This window comes from Methylobacterium sp. Leaf93 (genome assembly GCF_001422345.1).
GTDB lineage: Bacteria > Pseudomonadota > Alphaproteobacteria > Rhizobiales > Beijerinckiaceae > Methylobacterium > Methylobacterium bullatum.
This window is the reverse complement of sequence record NZ_LMMS01000001.1, coordinates 107803-127936: the sequence shown is the minus strand read 5'-3', so window position 1 is coordinate 127936 and position 20134 is coordinate 107803. Positions and strand designations below refer to the sequence as shown.

Annotated in this window: 20 protein-coding genes and 1 pseudogene; 11 read left to right on the top strand and 10 right to left on the bottom strand. The window is 66.5% G+C overall.

The window, feature by feature from the left end; translation table 11 throughout:
* The first annotated feature begins 93 nt into the window (after window positions 1-93).
* The 4 genes from ASF26_RS00620 to ASF26_RS00605 all read left to right on the top strand — a co-directional run bounded on the left by ASF26_RS00620 (window position 94) and on the right by ASF26_RS00605 (window position 3634).
* Window positions 94-417: a hypothetical protein gene (locus ASF26_RS00620; RefSeq protein ID WP_056248029.1), complete on the top strand. Its 324-nt coding sequence runs from the start codon at window positions 94-96 to the stop codon at window positions 415-417.
* The gene (locus ASF26_RS00615) at window positions 414-1934 is read left to right on the top strand and encodes a PepSY-associated TM helix domain-containing protein (RefSeq protein WP_056248023.1); all 1521 of its coding nucleotides are present in this window, start codon (window positions 414-416) and stop codon (window positions 1932-1934) included. Before ASF26_RS00620 ends, ASF26_RS00615 begins: the two co-directional genes overlap by 4 nt.
* A complete protein-coding gene (locus tag ASF26_RS00610) occupies window positions 1931-2269 on the top strand; it encodes a DUF3325 domain-containing protein (RefSeq protein WP_056248020.1) in 339 nt (112 codons plus the stop codon). The genes ASF26_RS00615 and ASF26_RS00610 overlap by 4 nt, the downstream gene beginning before the upstream one ends.
* A gap of 75 nt (window positions 2270-2344) precedes the next feature.
* Complete coding sequence (locus ASF26_RS00605) at window positions 2345-3634, top strand: ArgE/DapE family deacylase (protein WP_056248017.1); 1290 nt, start codon at window positions 2345-2347, stop codon at window positions 3632-3634.
* 73 nt (window positions 3635-3707) lie between these two features.
* Here ASF26_RS00605 and ASF26_RS00600 read toward each other — a convergent pair whose 3' ends face one another.
* Window positions 3708-4454, bottom strand: coding sequence for a glucose 1-dehydrogenase (locus tag ASF26_RS00600; RefSeq protein WP_056248014.1), 747 nt, complete (start codon window positions 4452-4454; stop codon window positions 3708-3710).
* Window positions 4455-4561: 107 nt separating this feature from the next.
* Between ASF26_RS00600 and ASF26_RS00595 the strand changes: the two genes are divergently transcribed.
* Both ASF26_RS00595 and typA read left to right on the top strand, forming a co-directional pair.
* The gene (locus ASF26_RS00595) at window positions 4562-4915 is read left to right on the top strand and encodes a helix-turn-helix domain-containing protein (RefSeq protein WP_056248011.1); all 354 of its coding nucleotides are present in this window, start codon (window positions 4562-4564) and stop codon (window positions 4913-4915) included.
* A 397-nt stretch (window positions 4916-5312) separates the two neighbouring features.
* Window positions 5313-7133, top strand: coding sequence for a translational GTPase TypA (typA, locus tag ASF26_RS00590; RefSeq protein WP_018041955.1), 1821 nt, complete (start codon window positions 5313-5315; stop codon window positions 7131-7133).
* A 77-nt stretch (window positions 7134-7210) separates the two neighbouring features.
* Here typA and ASF26_RS00585 read toward each other — a convergent pair.
* The 7 genes and pseudogenes from ASF26_RS00585 to ASF26_RS00560 form a co-directional block, all read right to left on the bottom strand.
* A pseudogene (locus ASF26_RS00585) lies at window positions 7211-8865 on the bottom strand (acyl-CoA synthetase).
* A 119-nt stretch (window positions 8866-8984) separates the two neighbouring features.
* Window positions 8985-9149 carry a hypothetical protein gene (locus tag ASF26_RS22990; RefSeq protein WP_200925866.1) on the bottom strand — a complete coding sequence of 55 codons (165 nt, stop codon included), beginning with the start codon at window positions 9147-9149 and terminating at the stop codon, window positions 8985-8987.
* Window positions 9150-9200: 51 nt separating this feature from the next.
* Window positions 9201-9449 (bottom strand): hypothetical protein, encoded by a 249-nt coding sequence (locus tag ASF26_RS00580; protein WP_056147424.1) that lies wholly within the window; start codon window positions 9447-9449, stop codon window positions 9201-9203.
* Complete coding sequence (locus ASF26_RS00575; RefSeq protein ID WP_056249673.1) at window positions 9450-9788, bottom strand: hypothetical protein; 339 nt, start codon at window positions 9786-9788, stop codon at window positions 9450-9452.
* Between the two features lie 51 nt (window positions 9789-9839).
* Complete coding sequence (locus ASF26_RS00570; RefSeq protein ID WP_056248008.1) at window positions 9840-11093, bottom strand: DUF2254 domain-containing protein; 1254 nt, start codon at window positions 11091-11093, stop codon at window positions 9840-9842.
* Between the two features lie 92 nt (window positions 11094-11185).
* Complete coding sequence (gene cysK / locus ASF26_RS00565) at window positions 11186-12160, bottom strand: cysteine synthase A (RefSeq protein ID WP_027170903.1); 975 nt, start codon at window positions 12158-12160, stop codon at window positions 11186-11188.
* A gap of 779 nt (window positions 12161-12939) precedes the next feature.
* Window positions 12940-13434, bottom strand: a complete 495-nt coding sequence (locus ASF26_RS00560; protein ID WP_056249669.1) for an META domain-containing protein — start codon at window positions 13432-13434, stop codon at window positions 12940-12942.
* Window positions 13435-13747: 313 nt separating this feature from the next.
* On the opposite strand from ASF26_RS00560, the gene ASF26_RS00555 reads away from it, so the two are divergent.
* Entirely contained in the window at window positions 13748-14068 is a 321-nt protein-coding gene (locus ASF26_RS00555) for a helix-turn-helix transcriptional regulator (RefSeq protein WP_244475778.1), read from the top strand.
* 26 nt (window positions 14069-14094) lie between these two features.
* Here ASF26_RS00555 and ASF26_RS00550 read toward each other — a convergent pair whose 3' ends face one another.
* Window positions 14095-15330, bottom strand: coding sequence for an FAD-dependent oxidoreductase (locus ASF26_RS00550; protein WP_056248006.1), 1236 nt, complete (start codon window positions 15328-15330; stop codon window positions 14095-14097).
* Window positions 15327-16283, bottom strand: coding sequence for a LysR family transcriptional regulator (locus tag ASF26_RS00545; protein ID WP_056248002.1), 957 nt, complete (start codon window positions 16281-16283; stop codon window positions 15327-15329). The genes ASF26_RS00550 and ASF26_RS00545 overlap by 4 nt, the downstream gene beginning before the upstream one ends.
* A gap of 203 nt (window positions 16284-16486) precedes the next feature.
* Here ASF26_RS00545 and ASF26_RS00540 point away from each other — a divergent pair, with 203 nt between their 5' ends.
* From ASF26_RS00540 to ASF26_RS00525, 4 genes are all read left to right on the top strand, one after another.
* Window positions 16487-17548 carry a class 1 fructose-bisphosphatase gene (locus ASF26_RS00540; RefSeq protein ID WP_056247998.1) on the top strand — a complete coding sequence of 354 codons (1062 nt, stop codon included), beginning with the start codon at window positions 16487-16489 and terminating at the stop codon, window positions 17546-17548.
* Window positions 17549-17582: 34 nt separating this feature from the next.
* Window positions 17583-18443, top strand: coding sequence for a phosphoribulokinase (locus tag ASF26_RS00535; protein WP_018041968.1), 861 nt, complete (start codon window positions 17583-17585; stop codon window positions 18441-18443).
* A gap of 61 nt (window positions 18444-18504) precedes the next feature.
* Entirely contained in the window at window positions 18505-19191 is a 687-nt protein-coding gene (gene rpe, locus ASF26_RS00530; protein ID WP_056247996.1) for a ribulose-phosphate 3-epimerase, read from the top strand.
* A complete protein-coding gene (locus ASF26_RS00525) occupies window positions 19185-19931 on the top strand; it encodes an HAD-IA family hydrolase (RefSeq protein ID WP_056247994.1) in 747 nt (248 codons plus the stop codon). The genes rpe and ASF26_RS00525 overlap by 7 nt, the downstream gene beginning before the upstream one ends.
* Window positions 19932-20134 lie beyond the last annotated feature (203 nt).

The following is a 20134-nucleotide window of genomic DNA, read 5'->3' as shown; positions in this document are numbered from 1 at the left end:
CGGTCTTCGCGGCGTCGAGGCCATCCGTTTCGCTGGCGTTGCCGTTCCGAGCCCGCCTGCCATTCGCTCCTCGCAATCCGGTGCTGCCTGCCGATGACGGATACGACCAAGCCGAATGCACGGCCATCGCAGGGCCGCTACCGCCTGATGGTGGCGGGCCGGACCCTCCTCGCGATCTTCGGAGGCTATGCCCTCGCGGCCATCGCCACGGCCTTCCTATCCCTGACCTTGCCCCTCGACCGTTCGGAAGCCGTTGCCTCCGCCACCCTGGCGAGCTTCGCGATCATGGCGGGTGCGGTGATCTGGGTCTTCTCCGCCCGTACCCTCGCCCGCGCAGCGATAGGGCTGGCGCTTCCGGCTTTGTGCCTGGGTGCCGGTCTCTGGCTCGCCCTGGGCAGCACGGTGCAACCCGCATGAAGCAGGGGTTTCGCCAATCGATGGCATGGCTGCACACCTGGGCGGGGCTCGTCACCGGCTGGGTGATGTTTGCCGTCTTCGTCACCGGCACCGCCACCTACTACAAGTCCGATATCTCTCTCTGGATGCGGCCCGAATTACGCGCGCAGGCGGACTACGACGTTGTTCGCGCGACCGAACTCGGAGTTGCGTATCTCAAGGTCCATGCCCCGAAGGCGATGGCTTGGTATGTGGGCGTGCCGCAGCCCGACAAGCCGTATATCGGCGCCTATTGGATGGTCACGCCGGACGGCGAGTTTGGAAAGGCTCTCCTCGATCCGGATACCGGTGCGCCGACAGAGGCCCGGGCGACACAGGGCGGCGACTTCTTTTACCGCTTCCATTTCGAATTGCAGATGCTCCCGGCCCTCGGCCGCTGGATCGTCGGCATCTGCGCGATGGTCCTGCTCGTCGCCCTCATCAGCGGCATCGTCACCCATCGCCGGATCTTCGCCGACTTCTTCACCTTCCGCCGTTCGAAATCCGCCCAGCGCGGCTGGCTCGACGCGCACAACGTCACTGGTGTTCTGGCGCTGCCGTTCCACCTGATGATCACCTATACGGGCATCGTCTCGCTCGCGCTCATGTACATGCCGTGGGGAATGGTGAGCGCCTACAAGGGCGACGAGCTGCGCTTCTACGTCGAGTCCGGCCAGATGCCGGCCTGGCGAGCCGCCGAGGGCAAGCTGGCCGAGCCGGCGCCGCTTGGTCCTCTCATCCGCCGCGCCCAGGCCGAGGTGAGCGAGCCGCTCGAGGTGGTCTCGATCAACAATCCCGGTGATGCCAATGCCACCGTGGTGGCGGTGTTCGAGGAGCCCCATGGGCTCGCCCATCGCCATCCGCAGATCGCCTTCCACGCGGTGACCGGGGAGGTGGTCGAACGGACCGGGCCGCTGAAGCCGGCGGCGCATGCCTATACGAGCTTCGTCGGCTTGCACGAGGCGCATTTCGCCGGGCCGGCCCTGCGCATCCTGTTCTTCCTGTCCGGCCTGATGGGCTGCGCCGCCATCGCCACTGGCCTCGTCCTGTGGACCGTGGCGCGGGCGCCGAAGGGCGTCGTCCGTCCCGCCCCCGGCTGGCGCCTCGTTCATGCGCTCAACATCGGCACGATCCTCGGCCTGCCCATCGGAATGGCGGCGCTCTTCCTCGCCAACCGCCTCGTTCCGGTAGAATGGGCCGCTAGGGAATCCTGGGAAGGCGGCGTGTTCTTTGGAATCTGGCTCCTCGCCGCCCTGATCCCCCTCGCTCGCCCGCATCGTCGAGCATGGAGCGAGATGAGTTATGCTGCCGCGCTTCTCTTCCTCGCCGTTCCCCTGGTCGATTGGGTGCAGACGGGATGGCGTGCCGACTTCCTGAGCTTCGACGCCGCCATGTTGGCCCTCGCGCTGGTCTTCTTCTTCGGCGCGCGCAAGCTCGGGCGCCACGAGGGGGCGCGGATAGAGTCCGCCCGTACCACCGGAGATCTCGTCCAAGCATGACGCCCGTCGCCGTATCCCTCACCTCACTCCTGAGCTTCTCCGGTCTCGCCTGCCTCTGCCTGAGCATGGACCGGCATGGCCGGACCCTGTTCCACGGGCGTCCCTCCCGGCGGCGGGACAGTGCGTTCCGCGTGGCGGGTTGGCTTTTCATCGGCCTGGCCTTCGCTGCGGCCGTCATCACGGCAGACTGGAATTTCGGTCCGGTGCAATGGCTCGGCTCGCTCACCGGGGGCGCGCTCATCGTCGTGGTGCTGATGTCCTATCGTCCGGCCTGGATCCGCCCGGCGGCCATCGCCGCACTTCCTCTCGCCATGGCCACCGCCTTCTTCGTCTGAGCCGGCGGCGGGTTCCCGGCAGATCGGATGGGCCTATGTGACGGGCTGTTCGACAGGCTTTCACGAGGACGATCGATGGAGCTCGACCCTGCTCTCGCGGACCGTATTGCCACCTCCGTGGAACGGGGCTTCGCCGAGCAGGTGGCCCATATCCAGTCCCTCGTCCGGTTCGGCTCGGTTCGGGGCGCCGAGCACGCGATTCAGGACCACGTCTTCCGCTGCCTGAGGGAGCGTGGCTACGCCATGGAGCGGGTCCGTATGGACCATGCGGCCATCATCGCGCATCCCGGCGGGGGACGGATCACGCCGGAGCATTCCGATGCGCCCCTCGTCGTCGGCATCCACCGGCCCCGGCATGAGACCGGCCGCTCATTGATCCTGCAAGCGCATGTGGACGTCGTACCCCCCGGTCCCCTCGACCTGTGGAGCCACCCACCCTTCGATCCCGTGATACGGGGCGACTGGATGTATGGAAGGGGTGCGGCCGACATGAAGGCCGGCCACGCCGCCAACCTTTTCGCTCTCGATGCGCTGGCCCGGATTGGGCTTCAGCCGGCTGCCACGGTGACGGTCCAGTCCGTGGTCGAGGAGGAATCCACCGGCAACGGTGCTCTGATGGCCCACCTGCATGGCTACCGGGCCGATGCCGTGCTGATCCCCGAGCCCGAGGACGAGAAGCTCGTGCGCGCCAATACCGGCGTGCTGTGGTTCACGGTCGAGGTGCGGGGTACGCCTGTCCATGTCCGCGAGATGGGGGCGGGAGCCAACGCTATTGACGCGGCCTACCGGGTGATCGGGGCCCTGCGCGAACTCGAGGAATCGTGGAACGCCCGCAAGACGGGACGCCGCCATTTCGAGGGTGAAGCGCATCCGATCAACCTCAATGTCGGCCGGATCGAGGGGGGCGATTGGGCCTCGTCGGTGCCCGCCTGGTGTCGAATCGCGTGCCGGATCGCGATCTATCCGGGCGTCGGCGCGGCTGATGCGGCCCGCGAGATTGAGGCGGCGGTGGCGGACTTCGCCCGGACCGACGCGTTCCTGGCGAAGACGCCGCCGGTGGTGACCTTCAATGGCTTCTTCTCCGAAGGCTATGAGCTGTTCGAAGGCTCGGAGGCCGAGGCCGTACTCGCCACCGCGCACGTGCGGGCCACGGGGACCGACCTTCGGAGCTTCATGTCGCCGAGCTACCTCGATACCCGCGTCCATGCCCTCTACGACCGGGTTCCGGCCCTCTGCTACGGGCCGATCAGCGAGAACATCCACGGTTTCGACGAGCGCGTCAGCCTCGCTTCGGTCAAGCGGATCACCACCGCGATGGCGCTGTTCGTGGCCGAATGGTGCGGGACCGAGGCGCTCGGGCGATAGGCGCGGGCGTCGCGGTCTGTGTTCCCGTGCGTGCTCCTGCCGACGGGGCACGCACGGGCCGTGTTGCCTCGCGTCAGCGAATGCCGCCGCTGGCGGTGATGTTCTCGCCGGTCAACCAACGGGCATCGTCTGAAGCGAGGAAGGCGACGACCTCGGCGATATCGTCCGGCTGGCCGGCCCGGCCGAGCGGTGTCTGCGCGATGAACCCGGCTTCCATATCGGAGCCGACGATGCCGGCTGTGTGGGTGCCCTCGGTCACCACGAAGCCGGGGCTGACCACGTTCACACGGATCTTGCGTGGGGCAAGCTCGTTGGCAAGGACGTCCGAGATCGCGTTCAAGGCACCCTTGGTGCCGGCATAGACCGCCGCGCTCGGCGTATGCACAAGGGTGATCGCCGAGGAGATGTTGACGACGCTGCCGCCTTCTCCGAGATGCTTGGCCGCCGCCTGGGTCGCAAGCAGGACGCCGAGCACATTGACGTCGAAGAGACGGCGATAATGCTCTTCGGTGATGTCCTCGATCGACGCGAATTCATAGACGCCGGAATTGTTGACCAGCACGTCGAGCCGGCCGAACCGCTTCACGGCTGCCTCGATCAATTCCTGTGCCTGGGCAGCCTTGGACACGTCCGCCTGGACTGCGATGGCCTTGCCCCCGGCCGACGTAATGGCCTCGACCACGGCTTCGGCTCCGGCCTTGCTGGATACGTAGTTGACAACTACGGCGGCGCCGTCCTTCGCCAGGGCTTTGGCGATCGCCGCACCGATGCCCTTCGATCCGCCGGTCACGACAGCGACCTTTCCGTCAAGCTTCGACATGTGTGCTATCCTTCGTCGGGAACCGGCCGCCGACTGGCTGTCTTGGTCCCATAGTTCGGAACTTCAGAACTAAACGAACGAAGATCAAGTCCCCATATGGACAAATTATGAGGCCACTGTTTCATCCCGCGATCGAGGACGTCCAGCCGCAAGCGATCCTCCACGCCCTGTCCGATCCTCGCCGCGCGGTGATCTTCGCGCGGATCAGGAGCGCGGGCTGCGTCGAGGCCTGCTCGGCCTTGTCCGCGATGGGAGACCAGATCATCCCGAAATCCTCGCTCTCGAGCCATTTCAAAGTGCTGCGCGAGGCCGGATTGATCCACTGCGAACGTCACGGCGTGGAAATGCGGAACCGATCGCGTTGCGCCGAGGTGGAGTCTCGCTTTCCGGGTCTGCTGTCAGCGATCATAGGCGCCTACGCATCGAGCATCGACGCGAGCGCGTGCGGGACAGGCAAGTAACCGTCAGGGCCTCGCCTCGCGAATGCTGATGGCCTCGGACGGATTCCGGATGTTGTCCCTCGGCCCGTTGGCGTTCCCGGTCACTGCGGTGCCATCGCTCAGGACGACCCTAAGGCGGACGGTCGCCTCAGGGTCGTCCTGTTCCTCCGCGGCAAACTGCATGTGGACCACAGGAGAGCGTCACCGGCCCTCGCCGTTTCCGCTCATGAAGCGACGGACCTGCTGCCATGGTGCGCGGGTCTGCGTGAGATGAGTGGTAGACACGCGGTCCATGCCCCTTGCCGGAACGCCCGACACCTTCTATTGCGACGCGATAGCTCGATCCCGTGACCCGGCGCTGCCGGCCGCATCCCTGCGGCCCGTCGCGTGACGGGCTCTTCTCGCTGCCGGATACCTTATGAAGCTTCGCAACATCGCCATCATCGCCCACGTCGACCACGGCAAGACGACGCTCGTCGACAAGCTCCTGTCCCAGTCGGGGTCGTTCCGAGACAACCAGCGCGTCGAAGAGCGCGCAATGGATTCGAACGATCTCGAGAAGGAGCGCGGCATCACCATTCTGGCCAAGGCGACTTCGGTCGTCTGGAAGGATACCCGCGTCAACGTCGTCGACACCCCCGGCCACGCCGATTTTGGCGGCGAGGTGGAGCGTATCCTCTCGATGGTGGACGGCGTGATCGTCCTCGTCGATGCCGCCGAGGGCCCGATGCCCCAGACCAAGTTCGTGGTCGGCAAGGCCCTCAAGATCGGCCTGAAGCCGATCGTGGCGATCAACAAGGTCGACCGTCCGGACGCCCGCATCACCGAGGTGGTGAACGAGGTGTTCGACCTCTTCGCGGCCCTGGACGCCACCGACGACCAGCTCGATTTCCCGATCCTCTACGGTTCGGGCCGTGCCGGCTGGATGGCGACGTCGCCCGACGGCTCCCAGGAAGACGGTCTCGCGCCGCTCTTCGACCTCGTGCTCTCCCACGTGCCCCAGGCCAAGGTCGAAGAGGGTCCGTTCCGGATGCTCGGCACCCTGCTCGAAGCCAACCCCTTCCTCGGCCGCATCATCACCGGCCGCATCGCGTCCGGCACCGTGAAGCCGAACCAGGCCATCAAGGTCATGGATCGCACCGGCAAGCTCGTGGAGACCGGCCGCGTCTCGAAGATCCTGGCCTTCCGCGGCCTGGAGCGCGCACCCATCGACATCGGCGAGGCGGGTGACATCGTCTCCATCGCCGGTCTCGTGAAGGGCACCGTGGCCGACACCTTCTGCGACCCGCAGGTCGAGACCCCGATCCAGGCACAGCCGATCGATCCGCCCACCGTCACCATGTCCTTCATCGTCAATGATTCGCCCCTGGCAGGCACCGAGGGCGATAAGGTCACGAGCCGCATGATCCGCGACCGCCTGTTCAAGGAGGCCGAGGGCAACGTCACGCTCAAGATCGAGGAAGCGGCCGACAAGGATTCGTTCTTCGTCTCCGGCCGCGGCGAGCTGCAACTGGCCATTCTGATCGAGACGATGCGCCGCGAAGGCTTCGAGATCGCCGTCTCGCGTCCCCGCGTGGTGCTTTCCAAGGACGAGAACGACAATGTCCTTGAGCCGGTTGAGGAGGTCGTGGTCGACGTGGACGAGGAATACTCGGGCGTCGTCGTGCAGAAGATGTCCGAGCGCAAGGCCGAGATGATCGAGATGCGGCCCTCGGGCGGTAGCCGCCTGCGCCTCGTCTTCCATGCGCCGACCCGTGGCCTCATCGGCTACCAGGGCGAGCTCATGACCGACACGCGCGGCACTGCGATCATGAACCGCCTGTTCAAGGCCTACGAGCCCTACAAGGGCGAGATGCCCGGCCGCCGCAACGGCGTGCTGATCTCGAACGACAAGGGCGAGGCCGTGGCCTACGCCATGTGGAACCTGGAAGATCGCGGCCCGATGATGATCGAGCCCGGCGCCAAGGTCTATCAGGGCATGATCATCGGCGAGCACAACCGCGAGAACGACCTCGAGGTGAACGTGCTCAAGGGCAAGAAGCTGACCAACATCCGCACCACCTCGAAGGACGAGGCCGTGCGCCTCACCCCTCCGATCCGCATGACCCTGGAGCGCTCGCTGGCCTGGATCCAGGACGACGAGCTGATGGAAGTCACGCCCAAGTCGATCCGCCTGCGCAAGACCTACCTCGACCCGAACGAGCGCAAGCGCTTCGAGCGCTCGGGCGGCGTCGCCTGAGGGGCGCCCACGATTTGAACCATACGAAGGCCGGGCTCATCGCCCGGCCTTTTCTTTTTTGAGCGGAGCCGGCGCCCTCACTCGGTCTTCGCCCGCTCACGCAGCAGATACTTCTGCACCTTGCCCGTCGAGGTCTTGGGCAACTCTCCGAACACGATGTGGCGGGGCAGCTTGTAGCCAGCCAGCCGCTCGCGGCACCAGGCGATGAGGGCGTCGGCCTCCACGCTCGCATCGGGCTTCAGCTCTACGAAGGCGACGGGAGTTTCACCCCATTTCGCGTCGGGCTTGGCCACCACGGCGGCTGCCGAGTCGGCGGGGTGGCGGAACAGGGCGTCCTCCACCTCGATGGACGAAATATTCTCGCCGCCCGAGATGATGATGTCCTTCGAGCGGTCCTTTAACTGGACATAGCCGTCCGGGTGCTTGACCCCGAGGTCGCCGGAGCGGAACCAGCCGCCTTTGAAGGCGGCCTTTGTGGCGGTGGGGTTCTTCAGGTAGCCACGCATCACCACGTTGCCGCGAAACATCGCCTCGCCCATGGTCTGTCCATCAGCGGGCACGGATTCGCAGGTCTCGGGGTCGCGGATGTCGAAGCCTTCGAGAACGGGGTAGCGCACACCCTGGCGCGCCATTTTCTCAGCACGCGCGTCCGCATCGAGGGCGTCCCAGTCCCGGTGCCAGGTATTCACGACGGCCGGGCCGTAGGTCTCGGTGAGGCCGTAGAGATGGGTGACGTCGAAGCCGGCGGCTCCCATGGCGCCGAGCACCGCCTGGGGCGGGGGCACCGCCGCCGTCAGGAAGGCGACGCGCCGGGGCAGGGGGCGGCGCTCGGAACCGGTGGCGTTGAGCAGCAACTGCATCACGATCGGCGCGCCGCAGAGATGGGTGACGCTGTGCTCGGCAAGTGCTTGGTAGAGCGCGCCGGCCCGAACCTAGCGCAGGCAGACATGGGTGCCGGCCACCACCGACAGGGTCCAGGGGAAGCACCAGCCGTTGCAGTGGAACATCGGCAGGGTCCAGAGATAAACCGGGTGCTGCCCGAGATTGCCGGTGATGACGTTGCCGAGAGACAAGAGCGCCGCGCCGCGGTGATGATAGACCACTCCCTTCGGGTCGCCGGTCGTGCCCGAGGTGTAGTTGAGCGAGATCGCGTCCCATTCGTCCGCCGGCATCGCCCAGTCGGACGTCGGGTCGCCCCGGCCAGCAGGGCCTCGTAGTCAACGGTGCCGATGGCGGTGCCTTCGCCGGTGAACACCGGATCGTCCACATCGATGACGAGGGGCTTTGCTTCGACCTGCTCCAGTGCGGGGCCGACGACCCGGCTGAACTCCCGATCGGTGATCAGCACCTTGGCCTCACCGTGGTCGAGGCAGAAGGCCAAGCCGGCCGCGTCGAGACGGGTGTTCAAGGTGTTGAGCACCGCGCCGGACATCGGCACCCCGTAATGGCACTCGATCATTTCGGGGGTGTTGGCGAGCATGACAGCCACCGTGTCGCCCCGGCCGATGCCGCGCGCTTTGAGCGCTGCCGCGAGACGTCGGCTGCGCTCGTAGAGGTCGGCATAGGTTCGGCGCAAGTCACCGTGGATCACCGCCACATGGTCGGGAAACACCCGCGCCGCCCGGTCGAGGTAACTCAGCGGTGTCAGCGGCTGGTGATTGGCCGGGTTTCGGTCGAGGTCCCGATCGTAGATCGACGTCGCGTCTCCTACGACCGAATCGGGGGCATTCATGGCGTCTGTCTCCCTTTGGAACACAGTACCCGCCTCACCGGTGCGCTCAATGGTCTTCGCGATTTGTGGACGAAGGGCATGTTTCGATCGAAGACCACGCCCTTCATCGTCATGACGCTTCAGCCGCCGCCGGGATCGGTCTCGTCATCAGGCGACTTGTCGCCCTGCGGCCCTTGTCCCGGTTTGCCTTCGGTCTTCTCATTGGGATCCATCACGGCATCGGGTGCCGAGTTGGCCGGCTTTCCCTGCGGTGGCTTATCGTTCTTGTCCACATCGTCCACCATGGGTGTTGCTCTCCTTATTCGAAGCGTCACGTCGTCCCCTGACGATGCGTCTCACCGCTTGCGGTCCGATTGGCCATTCGACGAACCGCCCACGGGAGTCGGGTTGCGCCCGGCCTTGTCGGCGTCCTTGTTCCAGTTCGCCTTCCGGTCGGCATCGCTGAGGCCGCCCGGATCGATGCCGGTGATGGCCGCCTGTTGCGCGGTCTGGTGTCCACCCTCCAACGCAGGCTCGCCCCGGGATCCGACATTGTTGGGCTTGCGCGTCGCGGCATCGGTGGGCTGCTTGTCAAAATCCGACATCTAGCTCTCCTCGTCCTTGCCGACGCTCGCGGTGGCGCGATCTATGGAATCCTTCGCCGCCGCGCTCTGAGGCTCGGCTTTCTGCGAAGCATCACCGATGGCCCGGATGTTCTCGGCCGGAACTTCCATCTCCGTCTGGTCGGTGGCGTCCTCACTCGGCGTCCCGGACGCGATACGGGCAGTCTCCGCCTCTCCCGAGGGATCGCCTTTGAGATCGGCTTGTGTGCGCGACGGGATGCCGACATCACGGGCATCGTCCTGGCCGGGATTTTGGCCGTTTCGATCGGTATAGGTGTCGAAATTCTTCAGCGAAGGGCGCTGGCGCGGCTCAACCGTCATGGTGTCCTCCAATGTTGGAGGTTCAACCACTCCATGGGCCGCGAGGTTGCGTCAGCCTCGATGGCCGACAAGGGCGTGAGCGGCTCGCAGGACTTCGAGATCGTCGGGCAAGTCGAGGAGTTTCTCCGCCCGCGCGAGTGCATTGTCCGCCTCCCGGCGTGCGGCCGCCTTAAAGTCGGGGCCGCCAATGGCGTGAAGGGCGGCGAGCGCCTTTTGCAGGCGCACCCCAACCTCGGCGCAAGCGGCACCGTCGCGGCCGATGGGACGGAACGCGTCGGCGAACAGGTCCGCCACCTCGATGCCCGGTACCCGCAGGCGTGGGTAGATCTCGCCCCGTGTCGGGGCGGCCCGGCATTCGGCCCAGAGCGTCAGAACCCTTACTTGCGTCCCGATGACGTCGATCGGCGTGCCGGGATCGTTGATAGCCGCAGACAGCCCGCGCGAGGCGACTTCAGTAAGGACGATGATACCGAAGCGCGGATCATCGTCGAAGCTGCGCCTGTCGCCGATGACGAAGGCCTTGGTGATGCCGGCCAGGGTCGCGGCGTCGGGATTGCCGTCGATCTCTACCAGGAGTCGGCCCCGATGGACGAAGCTGCCCGGTAGGACCGCAAGGTGCAGGACGAGGTCCGACGCTTCGCCGAGCGCCTCCAGCGCCCCGGAATCCACATGCTGGATGTATCCCGTGCTCTGCGCTTGCACGGCGATCGCGCCCTCCGGCGCGGGGCACCAGGGCAGCCCACCGAGATAGGGTGCCTCGGCCCGCCGCCTGATCGCGGCACAGGCCGCCTCTTCGATGGCGTCGACGGTCTCGCCGACCCGGCCGAGATGGGCCAGGGTGTCGATCCAGCGTACCAGGGTGACGACCACCGAGGCGAGGACGACGAGGGTGAGGCCAAACAGGATGACCCGGCCCTGGTCGCCGTAGAAATGGGTCTTGAGCGCGATCAGCCCAACTACGCTGTAGACGAAGGCGCCGATGAAGCTCGCCACGGCATTCTGCGCGCGGGTATCCTCCATCAACAGGGTCACGGCACGGGGCGTCACGTTGCTGGTGGCGCCGCCATAGGCCTGCACCATGATCGAGAGCGAGAATGTCGCCACCGGCAACATGCTCGTCGCGAGCACGGACAGGATCTGGTCGACGGCGTCGGCGCCGATCGATCGGGCTATCTCGATGGGGATCAGCGGCGCGCCGAAGGCCGAGGCGAGCGCGGCCGCGACACCGGCTCCGCAGAATGCAGCCACCCGCAGCCAGGGGCGGCGGGTGGCGCGGCGGATCCGATACAGGGCAGTCGAGGACAAGGGCGGCCTTCAGAAAGGGGCTCGAAAGCCACAGGGAGCAAGCGCCATCGTCCTAGAAAAGTCGGCCCCGTGGCAGGGCCGGCCGTCGGAGGTCAGATCCCCTCGAAGAGCGCCGAGGAAATGTAACGCTCGGCAAACGAGCAAGCCACCGTGACGATGCGCTTGCCCTGGAACTCGGGCCGCGCCGCCAGCTTCAACGCTGCGGCGACGTTGCCGCCGGTGGAGATACCGCCGGGGATGCCTTCGAGCTTGGCGAGAAGCCGGGCGGTGTCGAAGGCTTCCTGGTTCGAGACCGTGATCACCTCGTCGATGACCTCGCGGTCGAGGTTGCCGGGGATGAACCCGGCGCCGATGCCCTGGATCTTGTGCGGGCCGGGCTGGCCGCCGGAGATGACGGGCGAATCGGTCGGCTCGACGGCGATGACCTTGAGGTTCGGCAGGCGCGGCTTCAGCACGCTGCCGACGCCCGTGATCGTCCCGCCGGTGCCGACACCGGCGACAAAGGCGTCGAGCTGGCCCTGAGTGTCGTTCCAGATTTCCTCCGCCGTGGTCTTGCGGTGGATCTCGGGGTTTGCCGGGTTCGAGAATTGCTGCGGCATGATCGAGCCGGGAATCTCGTTGAGCAACTCCTCGGCCTTGCTGATCGCGCCCTTCATGCCCTGCGGGCCGGGGGTGAGGGCCAGTTCCGCGCCGAGGAAAGCCAGCATCTTGCGGCGTTCCAGGGACATGGTCTCGGGCATGACGAGGATCAGGCGGTAGCCGCGCGCGGCCGCCACGAAGGCCAGGGCGATGCCGGTATTGCCGGAGGTGGGCTCCACCAGCGTGCCGCCCGGCTTCAGTTGGCCGGAGGCTTCGAGGGCGTCGATCATATTGACGCCGATACGATCCTTCACGCTCGCGATCGGGTTGAAGAACTCGAGCTTGAGCAGGATTTCGGCATCGACGCCGCGTTCCTTGGTGATGCGGTTGAGCCGGACCAGAGGCGTGTTGCCGATCGTCTCGGTGATCGAGCCGTAGATGTGGCCATGGCCGGGTTTGCGGGTCTGCGAGGGGCTGGTGTCGGCCATGACGAGATCTCCTGATCGGCTCTTACGCATTGCGAAGGCCTCGACAGGCCCTGCGCTCGGTGTGCGCCGGGATATCGCGTCGCTCTATGCGAGGCAATCGGCAATGGCCGCAGGGCAAAGACAAATCTTCTCTGTCTTCAACAGTCTGAATCATCAGTAGAAATATTGATTTGCTTGGTGGCGCATCGAGAGAATATTGTTCTTGCGGCGTCGCAGGCGGCCTGTCATCCCAGATCTTTCGGGCAGTCAAGTGCCGATCAATGCCGGGATCGGGCGGCGTTCATGAGAAAAGGACCATCGCCGACAGCATTAGCAGAGTCGCGCAAAGCGGCGTCGACAGCGCGATCCGGAAGGCTCCCGGATGCAGGCTCGGCGGGCAGGTATAGACGGCCTGTTCGTGGGCGCCGCTGCGGACGACGCTCCCCGTCGCCCATTCGAGTCGCTTCACCATTTCGCTTCCCCTCGCCTCAACCGCGATTGGCAGAAGGCGACGGGGGCATTGAACGAGGGGTAAAGCCGGACCGGAGACCTCGGATCGTCGTCAACGCGGTCTTAAAGCGAGGTCGATCTTCGCGAAGGAGTCGGCGTCAGTTCGCCCGACGAATCTGCACCGAGGGTTGGGCAGGGCGTCGGGCCGCCCCGCCTGCGCCGTCATCGCTGTCCTTCCGACCTCGGTTTCCTTGCGACCGGTCGAGTCGTCCGTCTAACGCGAGACGTTCATCGTAGCGCGTCTTCGCCCGAGGGAATGCGTCCGGTAACCGGCCGCGTTGCAGCGAAATCTAGAGCGCGCGATCGAACTTCAGCTCGCCCTTCTGGCTCTTGATCACCAGCTGCGACCCGACGAGGTCCCACTGGGCAGCGGTGCGCAGGGCGATGAAGAAGTCCTGCTCACTGGCACCGGTACCCTTGTCGCAGGGCTTCTTCGTGAGAGCGAGGGGGCCGACGGCGAGGTGCTGCTCGCGCAGTGGGAAGGCCGTGGCGGCGAAGGTGTTGCAGCCGCCGTAGCCGCGGGCGCGGTACTGCTTGTCGATGATGAAGCTCGGCCGATCGTTGCCGTTGAAGGGCTTGCCGTTCAGGCTCACGGCGGTCCAGGTCGCATCGAGCGGAAACATCTTTTCCTGGGGCTTGGCCGCCGGAACGTACTGCTTCTTCTCGGGCTTCTCGCGATTGTCCTTGCCGAAGCCGGTGACGTTGGATCCCTGCGCCATTGCGCCCGTCGCCAGCATCCCCGCCGTCGCGGCACAAGCCATCGCGGCGAACAGCATCGCTCTCATCGTCAGGCCCTCCTTCGTCATCATCAATCGAACTCGCATGGTCGCGCACCGCGTCCCGGTTGCAAGAGTTCGGGCCGCGCGTTCCGTGCGGAGCTCCGTGTCGGACGAAGCTCGCCTGAACAGCGTACGGACGCCCTTCGGATAAGATTCCAGCACAAATATGGTCAAGACTGTCTATCGTGAGTTTTCCTTGTCATCCCCTTCCAAACGTCGCTCCACGCTCGCTCTACGTGAACAATCCCGCTGCGAGCCTCGTTAAAGCAGCTTAGAGGCCGGCGCGCTTCGAGCGCCATTGCATGACGGAGAGCTTCCTGTGTCGGGATTGGACGAGAACGGACGCGGCGAGGCAGGGCCGAACACGATGAGCCCGGCGCAATCGCGGGCCGCTCGCGGCATGCTGGGCTGGTCGGAGGCGGATCTCGCCGCCAAGGTCGGTCTGGCCGAGCAGGACGTGAAGGCTTTCGAGAATGGCATCGGCGATCCGGCCTCGGGCCGGATCGAGGCTTTGAGAAGCGTCCTCATGACCGCCGGCATCGTCTTTCACGAAGGCAGCGAGAGCGGGGTCGGCCTGCGCGCGACGGGCGGAGACGAGGGTACGCGCCTCGGCTCGCTGACCACGGAAAACGATCACTGAGGTTACGAGGCCGTTTCTGAACCTCTTCAGGCGCCGCCGCGTCCCATCGCGAGGGCCTTCAGGTCGAAGGTCGGATCGGCGGCCTCGTCTTGGGTCGGCGATAGACCGCGCGCGATGATCCGGCGAGCAGCCATATGCTCAGCCGCCGAATCCACCGTCTCGATGCCAGTGAGGTGCGGACCGCGATAGCGGAACACTGCAAAGCCCCCGGCGGTGGCGCGTCGCACCGAGACGTCGCTCGGAACCGGCAATCCCACCATCTGCAGCTTGTGGCCGCTTTGATCGCTCCAGAACCAGGGGACGGCATCGTAGGGGGCGGGGCGCCCGGTGATGCGGGCGGCGAGGCAGCGGCCGTGGTCGATGGCGTTCTGGACGGATTCGACGCGCGCCGTACCATGGGCGGCGAAGCGTGTGGGAAACCGGGCGCAATCGCCGATGGCCGAGATCGAAGGATCGTCGGTGAGAAGGACGGAATCGACGACGATGCCGTCCTCCACGTGAAGGCCGGCCTCGGCCGCGAGGTCCTGGTTCGGTAGGACACCGATCCCGATCAGGACCAGATCCGCCGGGCAGGCGGCGCCGTCCGACAGGACAATCGACGCGGCCCTACCGGCCCAGCCCTCTATGGCTTGCACGCCGCCGCCGAACAGGAAACGGATGCCGGCGCTCTCGTGGACCTTTCGGAAGAAGGTGGCGATCGGCTCGGACACTGCCCTGGCCATCGGGCGGTCGGCGGCCTCGATGACGGTGACGGACAGACCGCGCGCGGCGCAGATGCTAGCGAATTCGAGCCCGATGAACCCAGCGCCGACGATGGCGATACTGCGCGCTTTGCCGATAGCCGCCTGGATCCGGTCGGCATCCGCGATCGAGCGCAGCTGGTACACGCCCGCAAGCTCCGTCCCTGGCACCGGCAGAGGCCGATTTCGCGATCCCGTGGCGAGGACGAGGTGATCGTAGCCGAGGTCGCGTCCGTCGCTGAGGCGGACTTGGCGGGCCCCCCGGTCGATCGCCACCGCCCCGACCGAGGTCTCGCAGGCGATGCGGTGGTCGGTGTAGAAGCCCGGCGCGCGCAGGAACAGGCCCGCGGCATCCACCTTGCCGGCGAGATAGGCCTTCGAGAGCGGCGGACGCTGATAGGGAAGGCTCGGCTCGTCGCCGATCATCGTCAGCGGTCCGGCATAGCCCGCCTCGCGCAGGGAAGCCGCCGCCTGCAAACCGGCCTGACCGGCACCGACGACGACGATCCCGGTGTCGCTCACGCCTCGAACTCCGCGGTGACCGAACTGACGGCCGGTGTCAGGGCCAGACGCGGCAGCTTCCGGCCGCCTTCCTTCACCGTGTAATCCCAGAACGCCGCCGCCGCCGGCCCGAGCACCTTGTCGGCGCGGCGGACCACGTACCAGTCGCGGCGGATCGGTAATCCCTGCACGTCGAGCAGGATGAGCCGCCCGCTCTCCACTTCGGCCGCCACCGTGTGGCCGGAGATGAGGGCGATGCCGAGCCCGGCCATCACCGCCTGTTTGATCGTTTCGTTCGAGCCCGAATCGATCCCGAGCTTCGCGCGCTGGATCATGATGCCCGACATGAACTCCTCGAACACCGTACGGGTGCCGGATCCTTCCTCGCGCACCAGAAAGGATTCCTCGGCTAGATCCGCCCGCGTGAGGTTGGTGCGTGTACTGATGCGATGGCTCGGCGCCGCGATGATCACCAGCGGGTGCGCGCCGAACATTTCGGCCTCGATGGCGAAGTCGCGCGGCGGACGGCCCATGATGGCGAAGTCGATTTCGTAGTTACGCAGGGCCTCGACCATGGCGCCGCGATTGCCGACGACGAGATTGATCTCCACCGCGGGATAACGGTCGACGAAGCCGGCGATGATCTGAGGCGTGAAGTATTTGGCGGTGGACACCACCCCCATGGCGACCCGGCCGCCGCTTCCACCCTTAAGGGTCTGGAGCCGGTCGGCGCAGGTCTCCAGCACCGTGTTGATGCTGTCGATCGCCCACAGCATTTCCCGCCCGGCATCGGTGGGCTTCAGTCCCGTGGGGGTCCGGTCGAAGAGCAGCAGCCCCGCCTCCTCCTCCAACTGGCGGATGCGCGCGTAGAGCGCCGCCGAGGTGACGTTGAGTTCCTGGGCCGCACGGGTCATCGTTCCGAGTCGGGCGACCGCTGCGACGGCCTGGAGTTGCTTGAGCGAGAGGTTGCGCATCCGGCGTTTTTAGTTTTTTTGGAACCGCCCGCAAGTTTTTTCATAATTCCTTCTTTGCACGGGGAATGCCCGTCTGGCGCTCTGGTTGAACCCGGCGCTATCGTGCAAAGGGCGGTGCTCCGGGCTTTCGAAGGCCCGGTACCTGGACGGATGATGAGCGGCCGGATGGTCTCCGGCATGTCTGTGGAAGAGGACGTGAGCCGATGTCGTTGGGGTCTCTGGAAATCGGGTCGCGGCTCGATGCGTACCTCGCCCAGGCGGTCGCCGCCGATCAGGGCCTCGCCGATGTCGCCGCAGTCATCGCGGCCTGTGCCGAGGCGGCCGTGGACGTGAGCGAGGTGATCGGCCGCGGCGCACTGGGCGGCGGTGATCTCGCGGCGCAGGGCGAGCAGAACAGCGACGGCGACGTGCAGAAGGCCCTCGACGTGCTGGCGCACCACCGCTTCACCGAGGCCCTGCGCGGCGCGCCGGTGGCGGAGGTCGCCTCCGAGGAGGCCGAAGGCATCATGCTCCTCAACGCCGGCGCCCCCCTTGCCGTCGCCATCGATCCCCTGGACGGCTCGTCCAATATCGGCGTGAACATGGCGGTGGGCTCGATCTTCGGTATCCGGCCCGTGGGCGCAACGGCGGAGAACCCGCTCGGCTCGTTCACGAGCCCCGGCACTGCCCAGCTCGCCGCAGGCTTCGTCACCTACGGCCCGGCGACCTCCCTGGTGCTGACGCTCGGCTTCGGCACGCAGATCTTCACCCTGGACCGGGCCGAGCGCGTGTTCCGCCTCACCAGCCCGCGGATCGAGGTGGTGGCCGCCGCCAAGGAATACGCCATCAACGCCTCCAACGCCCGCCATTGGGACACCCCGGTGAAGGCCTATATCGAGGATTGTCTGGCCGGTTCCGACGGGCCGCTGGACAAGAATTTCAACATGCGCTGGCTCGGCTCCCTGGTGGCGGATGCGCAGCGGGTCCTCCTCCGTGGCGGCGTGTTCCTCTATCCCGGCGACAACCGGAAGGGCTACGCGCAGGGCCGCCTGCGCCTCCTTTACGAGGCCGCGCCCATCGCGATGCTGATGGAGCAGGCCGGTGCCGCGGCCACCGACGGTGCCAACCGCATCCTCGACATCTCCGCCACCGGCATCCACGAGCGCGTGCCGCTGGTGTTCGGTTCGAGCGAGGACGTGGCCTGCGTCGCCAAGTATTACGGTGGCCGCAACGCCGCCGCCGGCCGCTCGCCCCTGTTCGGGCAGCGCGGCCTGATGCGCAGCTGACCGGGAAAAGACCGGAACCGGACGGGCATCGTTCATGTCGGCGCGTCATCCCATCATTTCGGTCACCGGATCGTCGGGCGCCGGCACGACCTCCGTGCGCAACACGTTCGAGCAGATCTTCCGCCGCGAGGACGTGAGCGCGGTCTACATCGAGGGGGATGCGTTCCACGCCCTCGATCGCAATGCCATGCGCAAGGCCATGGCCGAGGAGCCGACCCTCAGCCACTTCGCGCCCCGCGCCAACCTGCTCCTGGAATTGGAGGAGGTGTTTCGCAGTTACGGCGAATCCGGCGGCGGGCGCACGCGCCACTACGTCCACGACGTCGCCGATGCGCAGGCCTATGGTGCCGAGCCGGGCACCTTCACGCCCTGGGAGGATTTCCCGCCGGGCTCCGACCTGCTGTTCTATGAAGGCCTTCACGGATGCGTCGTTGACGACAACGTCGACATGGCCCGCTACGCCGACCTCAAGATCGGCGTCGTGCCGGTGATCAACCTCGAATGGATCCAGAAGCTGCATCGGGACCGCTCGTTCCGCGGCTATTCCACCGAGGCCGTCACCGACGTGATCCTGCGGCGCATGCCGGATTACGTGCAGACGATCTGCCCGCAATTCACCTGGACGGACATCAACTTCCAGCGCGTGCCCACGGTGGACACCTCCAACCCCTTCATCGCCCGCTGGATTCCCACCGCCGACGAATCGATGGTGGTGATCCGCTTCAAGGACCCGAAGGGCATCGACTTTTCCTACCTGATTTCGATGATCCAGGGCTCCTTCATGAGCCGTGCCAATTCCATCGTAATTCCAGGCGGCAAGCTCGACATCGCGATGCAGCTCATCCTGACCCCGATCATCATGCAGCTCGTGGAGCGCAAGCGCCGGCTCGCCTGAGACGACCCGACGTCCGCGCGACGGCACTTGCCGGACCGACAGAGTGAACGAGATAGCCCGTATGACGACCCGCACGGCCGGCCCCATCATCTCTCCCTCCATCCTCGCGGCGGATTTCGCCGCCCTCGGCGAGGAGGTCCGTGCGGTCTCGGAGGCCGGGGCGGACTGGATCCATCTCGACGTGATGGACGGGCATTTCGTGCCCAACATCACTTTCGGCCCCGACGTGGTGAAGGCGCTCCGGCCGCACAGCGCCAAGATGTTCGACGTCCACCTGATGATCGCCCCCGCCGACCCGTATCTCGCGGCCTTCGCCGAGGCCGGGGCGGATGCGATCTCGGTCCATGTCGAGGCCGGACCGCATATCCACCGCTCGCTCCAGACCATCCGAGCCCTCGGCAAGCGTGTCGGCATCGCGCTGAATCCGGGCACCCCCGCGAGCGCCATCGAGCCCCTGATCGACATGGTCGATCTCGTCCTGGTGATGACGGTGAATCCCGGCTTCGGCGGTCAGAGCTTCATCCCCTCGACCCTGGAGACCATCGCCCGGATCAAGGCCATGACCGCCGGACGTGCCATCGACATCGAGGTGGATGGCGGCATCACCTCGGAGAATGTCGGCCTCGCCGCCGCTGCCGGAGCCAACGCGTTCGTGGCCGGCAGCGCCGTGTTCAAGGGCGGGCCGGCCGGATATGCCGAGCGCATCGCTGCGATCCGGGCGGGCGCCAGCGGCACCGTCGCATGTTGAAGGCGCTGATCTTCGACGTCGACGGGACGCTGGCCGAGACGGAGGACCTGCACCGGCAGGCTTTCAACCGCGCCTTCTCGGAACTGGGGCTGGACTGGCACTGGTCGCCGGAGCTCTATGCCGACCTCCTCACCGTCATGGGCGGCAAGGAGCGGCTCGCCCATTACGTGGCCACCGAACACGGCGAGCCGGATGCGGAACGCCGCGCCCAGATGAGCGAGATCCACGACCGCAAGACCGGGATCTACGGCGACCTCGTCACGAAAGGAGCCCTCGAACTGCGCCCCGGCATCGCGCGGCTCGTGGGGGAAGCCAAGCGCGCGGGCCTGCTCCTCGCGGTGGCGAGCACCACGAGCCGCCCCAACGTGGACGCGCTCCTCGCCGTCAACTTTCCCGAGGGCAGCCCCTTCGACGTGGTGGCCTGCGGCGACGAGGCTGAGCGCAAGAAACCGCATCCGGACGTGTTCGTCCTGGCCCTGACGCGCCTCGGCGTGGCGCCGGGGGAAGCCATCGCCTTCGAGGATTCAGTGGCGGGCATCCGCTCGGCGCTGGATGCGGGATTGCCCGTGGTGGCCACGCGAAGCCGTTACACCGGCGGACACAGCCTGGAGGGCGCCTTTTCTGCGGTGTCGGATCTCGGTGACCCGGGGATGCCCCATACCCACCTCTCGGGGATCCCATGGGCAGGGGGCGTCGTCACCCTCGCGGAGCTGGCGGCCTGGCACGGGCAGGCGGGCTGACCCCCTTCGCCGGGCGGGGGAACAGCGTCGCTCCGGCGAGAAGACCGAGGCCGGCGGTGAGGGCGAGGCGCCACCAGGGTCGCCCAGCCCCGTCGTTTCGGGGGGATGTCGCCATGTTCGTATCCGCCGGGATCGGAAAAGCCCTGTCCCGCCAACGCGGCGGGCGCGCTCGCGTTGCCTCCATGGGCGGACCCGGCCTATAA

What these genes read in the sequence shown, in the direction of transcription:
- ASF26_RS00620 (WP_056248029.1), top strand. Translation starts at nt 94, where the DNA reads ATGACGGATACGACCAAGCCGAATGCACGGCCATCGCAGGGCCGCTAC.
- ASF26_RS00615 (WP_056248023.1), top strand. Translation starts at nt 414, where the DNA reads ATGAAGCAGGGGTTTCGCCAATCGATGGCATGGCTGCACACCTGGGCG.
- ASF26_RS00610 (WP_056248020.1), top strand. Translation starts at nt 1,931, where the DNA reads ATGACGCCCGTCGCCGTATCCCTCACCTCACTCCTGAGCTTCTCCGGT.
- ASF26_RS00605 (WP_056248017.1), top strand. Translation starts at nt 2,345, where the DNA reads ATGGAGCTCGACCCTGCTCTCGCGGACCGTATTGCCACCTCCGTGGAA.
- ASF26_RS00600 (WP_056248014.1), bottom strand. Translation starts at nt 4,454, where the DNA reads ATGTCGAAGCTTGACGGAAAGGTCGCTGTCGTGACCGGCGGATCGAAG.
- ASF26_RS00595 (WP_056248011.1), top strand. Translation starts at nt 4,562, where the DNA reads ATGAGGCCACTGTTTCATCCCGCGATCGAGGACGTCCAGCCGCAAGCG.
- typA (WP_018041955.1), top strand. Translation starts at nt 5,313, where the DNA reads ATGAAGCTTCGCAACATCGCCATCATCGCCCACGTCGACCACGGCAAG.
- ASF26_RS22990 (WP_200925866.1), bottom strand. Translation starts at nt 9,149, where the DNA reads ATGGTGGACGATGTGGACAAGAACGATAAGCCACCGCAGGGAAAGCCG.
- ASF26_RS00580 (WP_056147424.1), bottom strand. Translation starts at nt 9,449, where the DNA reads ATGTCGGATTTTGACAAGCAGCCCACCGATGCCGCGACGCGCAAGCCC.
- ASF26_RS00575 (WP_056249673.1), bottom strand. Translation starts at nt 9,788, where the DNA reads ATGACGGTTGAGCCGCGCCAGCGCCCTTCGCTGAAGAATTTCGACACC.
- cysK (WP_027170903.1), bottom strand. Translation starts at nt 12,160, where the DNA reads ATGGCCGACACCAGCCCCTCGCAGACCCGCAAACCCGGCCATGGCCAC.
- ASF26_RS00560 (WP_056249669.1), bottom strand. Translation starts at nt 13,434, where the DNA reads ATGAGAGCGATGCTGTTCGCCGCGATGGCTTGTGCCGCGACGGCGGGG.
- ASF26_RS00545 (WP_056248002.1), bottom strand. Translation starts at nt 16,283, where the DNA reads ATGCGCAACCTCTCGCTCAAGCAACTCCAGGCCGTCGCAGCGGTCGCC.
- ASF26_RS00540 (WP_056247998.1), top strand. Translation starts at nt 16,487, where the DNA reads ATGTCGTTGGGGTCTCTGGAAATCGGGTCGCGGCTCGATGCGTACCTC.
- ASF26_RS00535 (WP_018041968.1), top strand. Translation starts at nt 17,583, where the DNA reads ATGTCGGCGCGTCATCCCATCATTTCGGTCACCGGATCGTCGGGCGCC.
- rpe (WP_056247996.1), top strand. Translation starts at nt 18,505, where the DNA reads ATGACGACCCGCACGGCCGGCCCCATCATCTCTCCCTCCATCCTCGCG.
- ASF26_RS00525 (WP_056247994.1), top strand. Translation starts at nt 19,185, where the DNA reads ATGTTGAAGGCGCTGATCTTCGACGTCGACGGGACGCTGGCCGAGACG.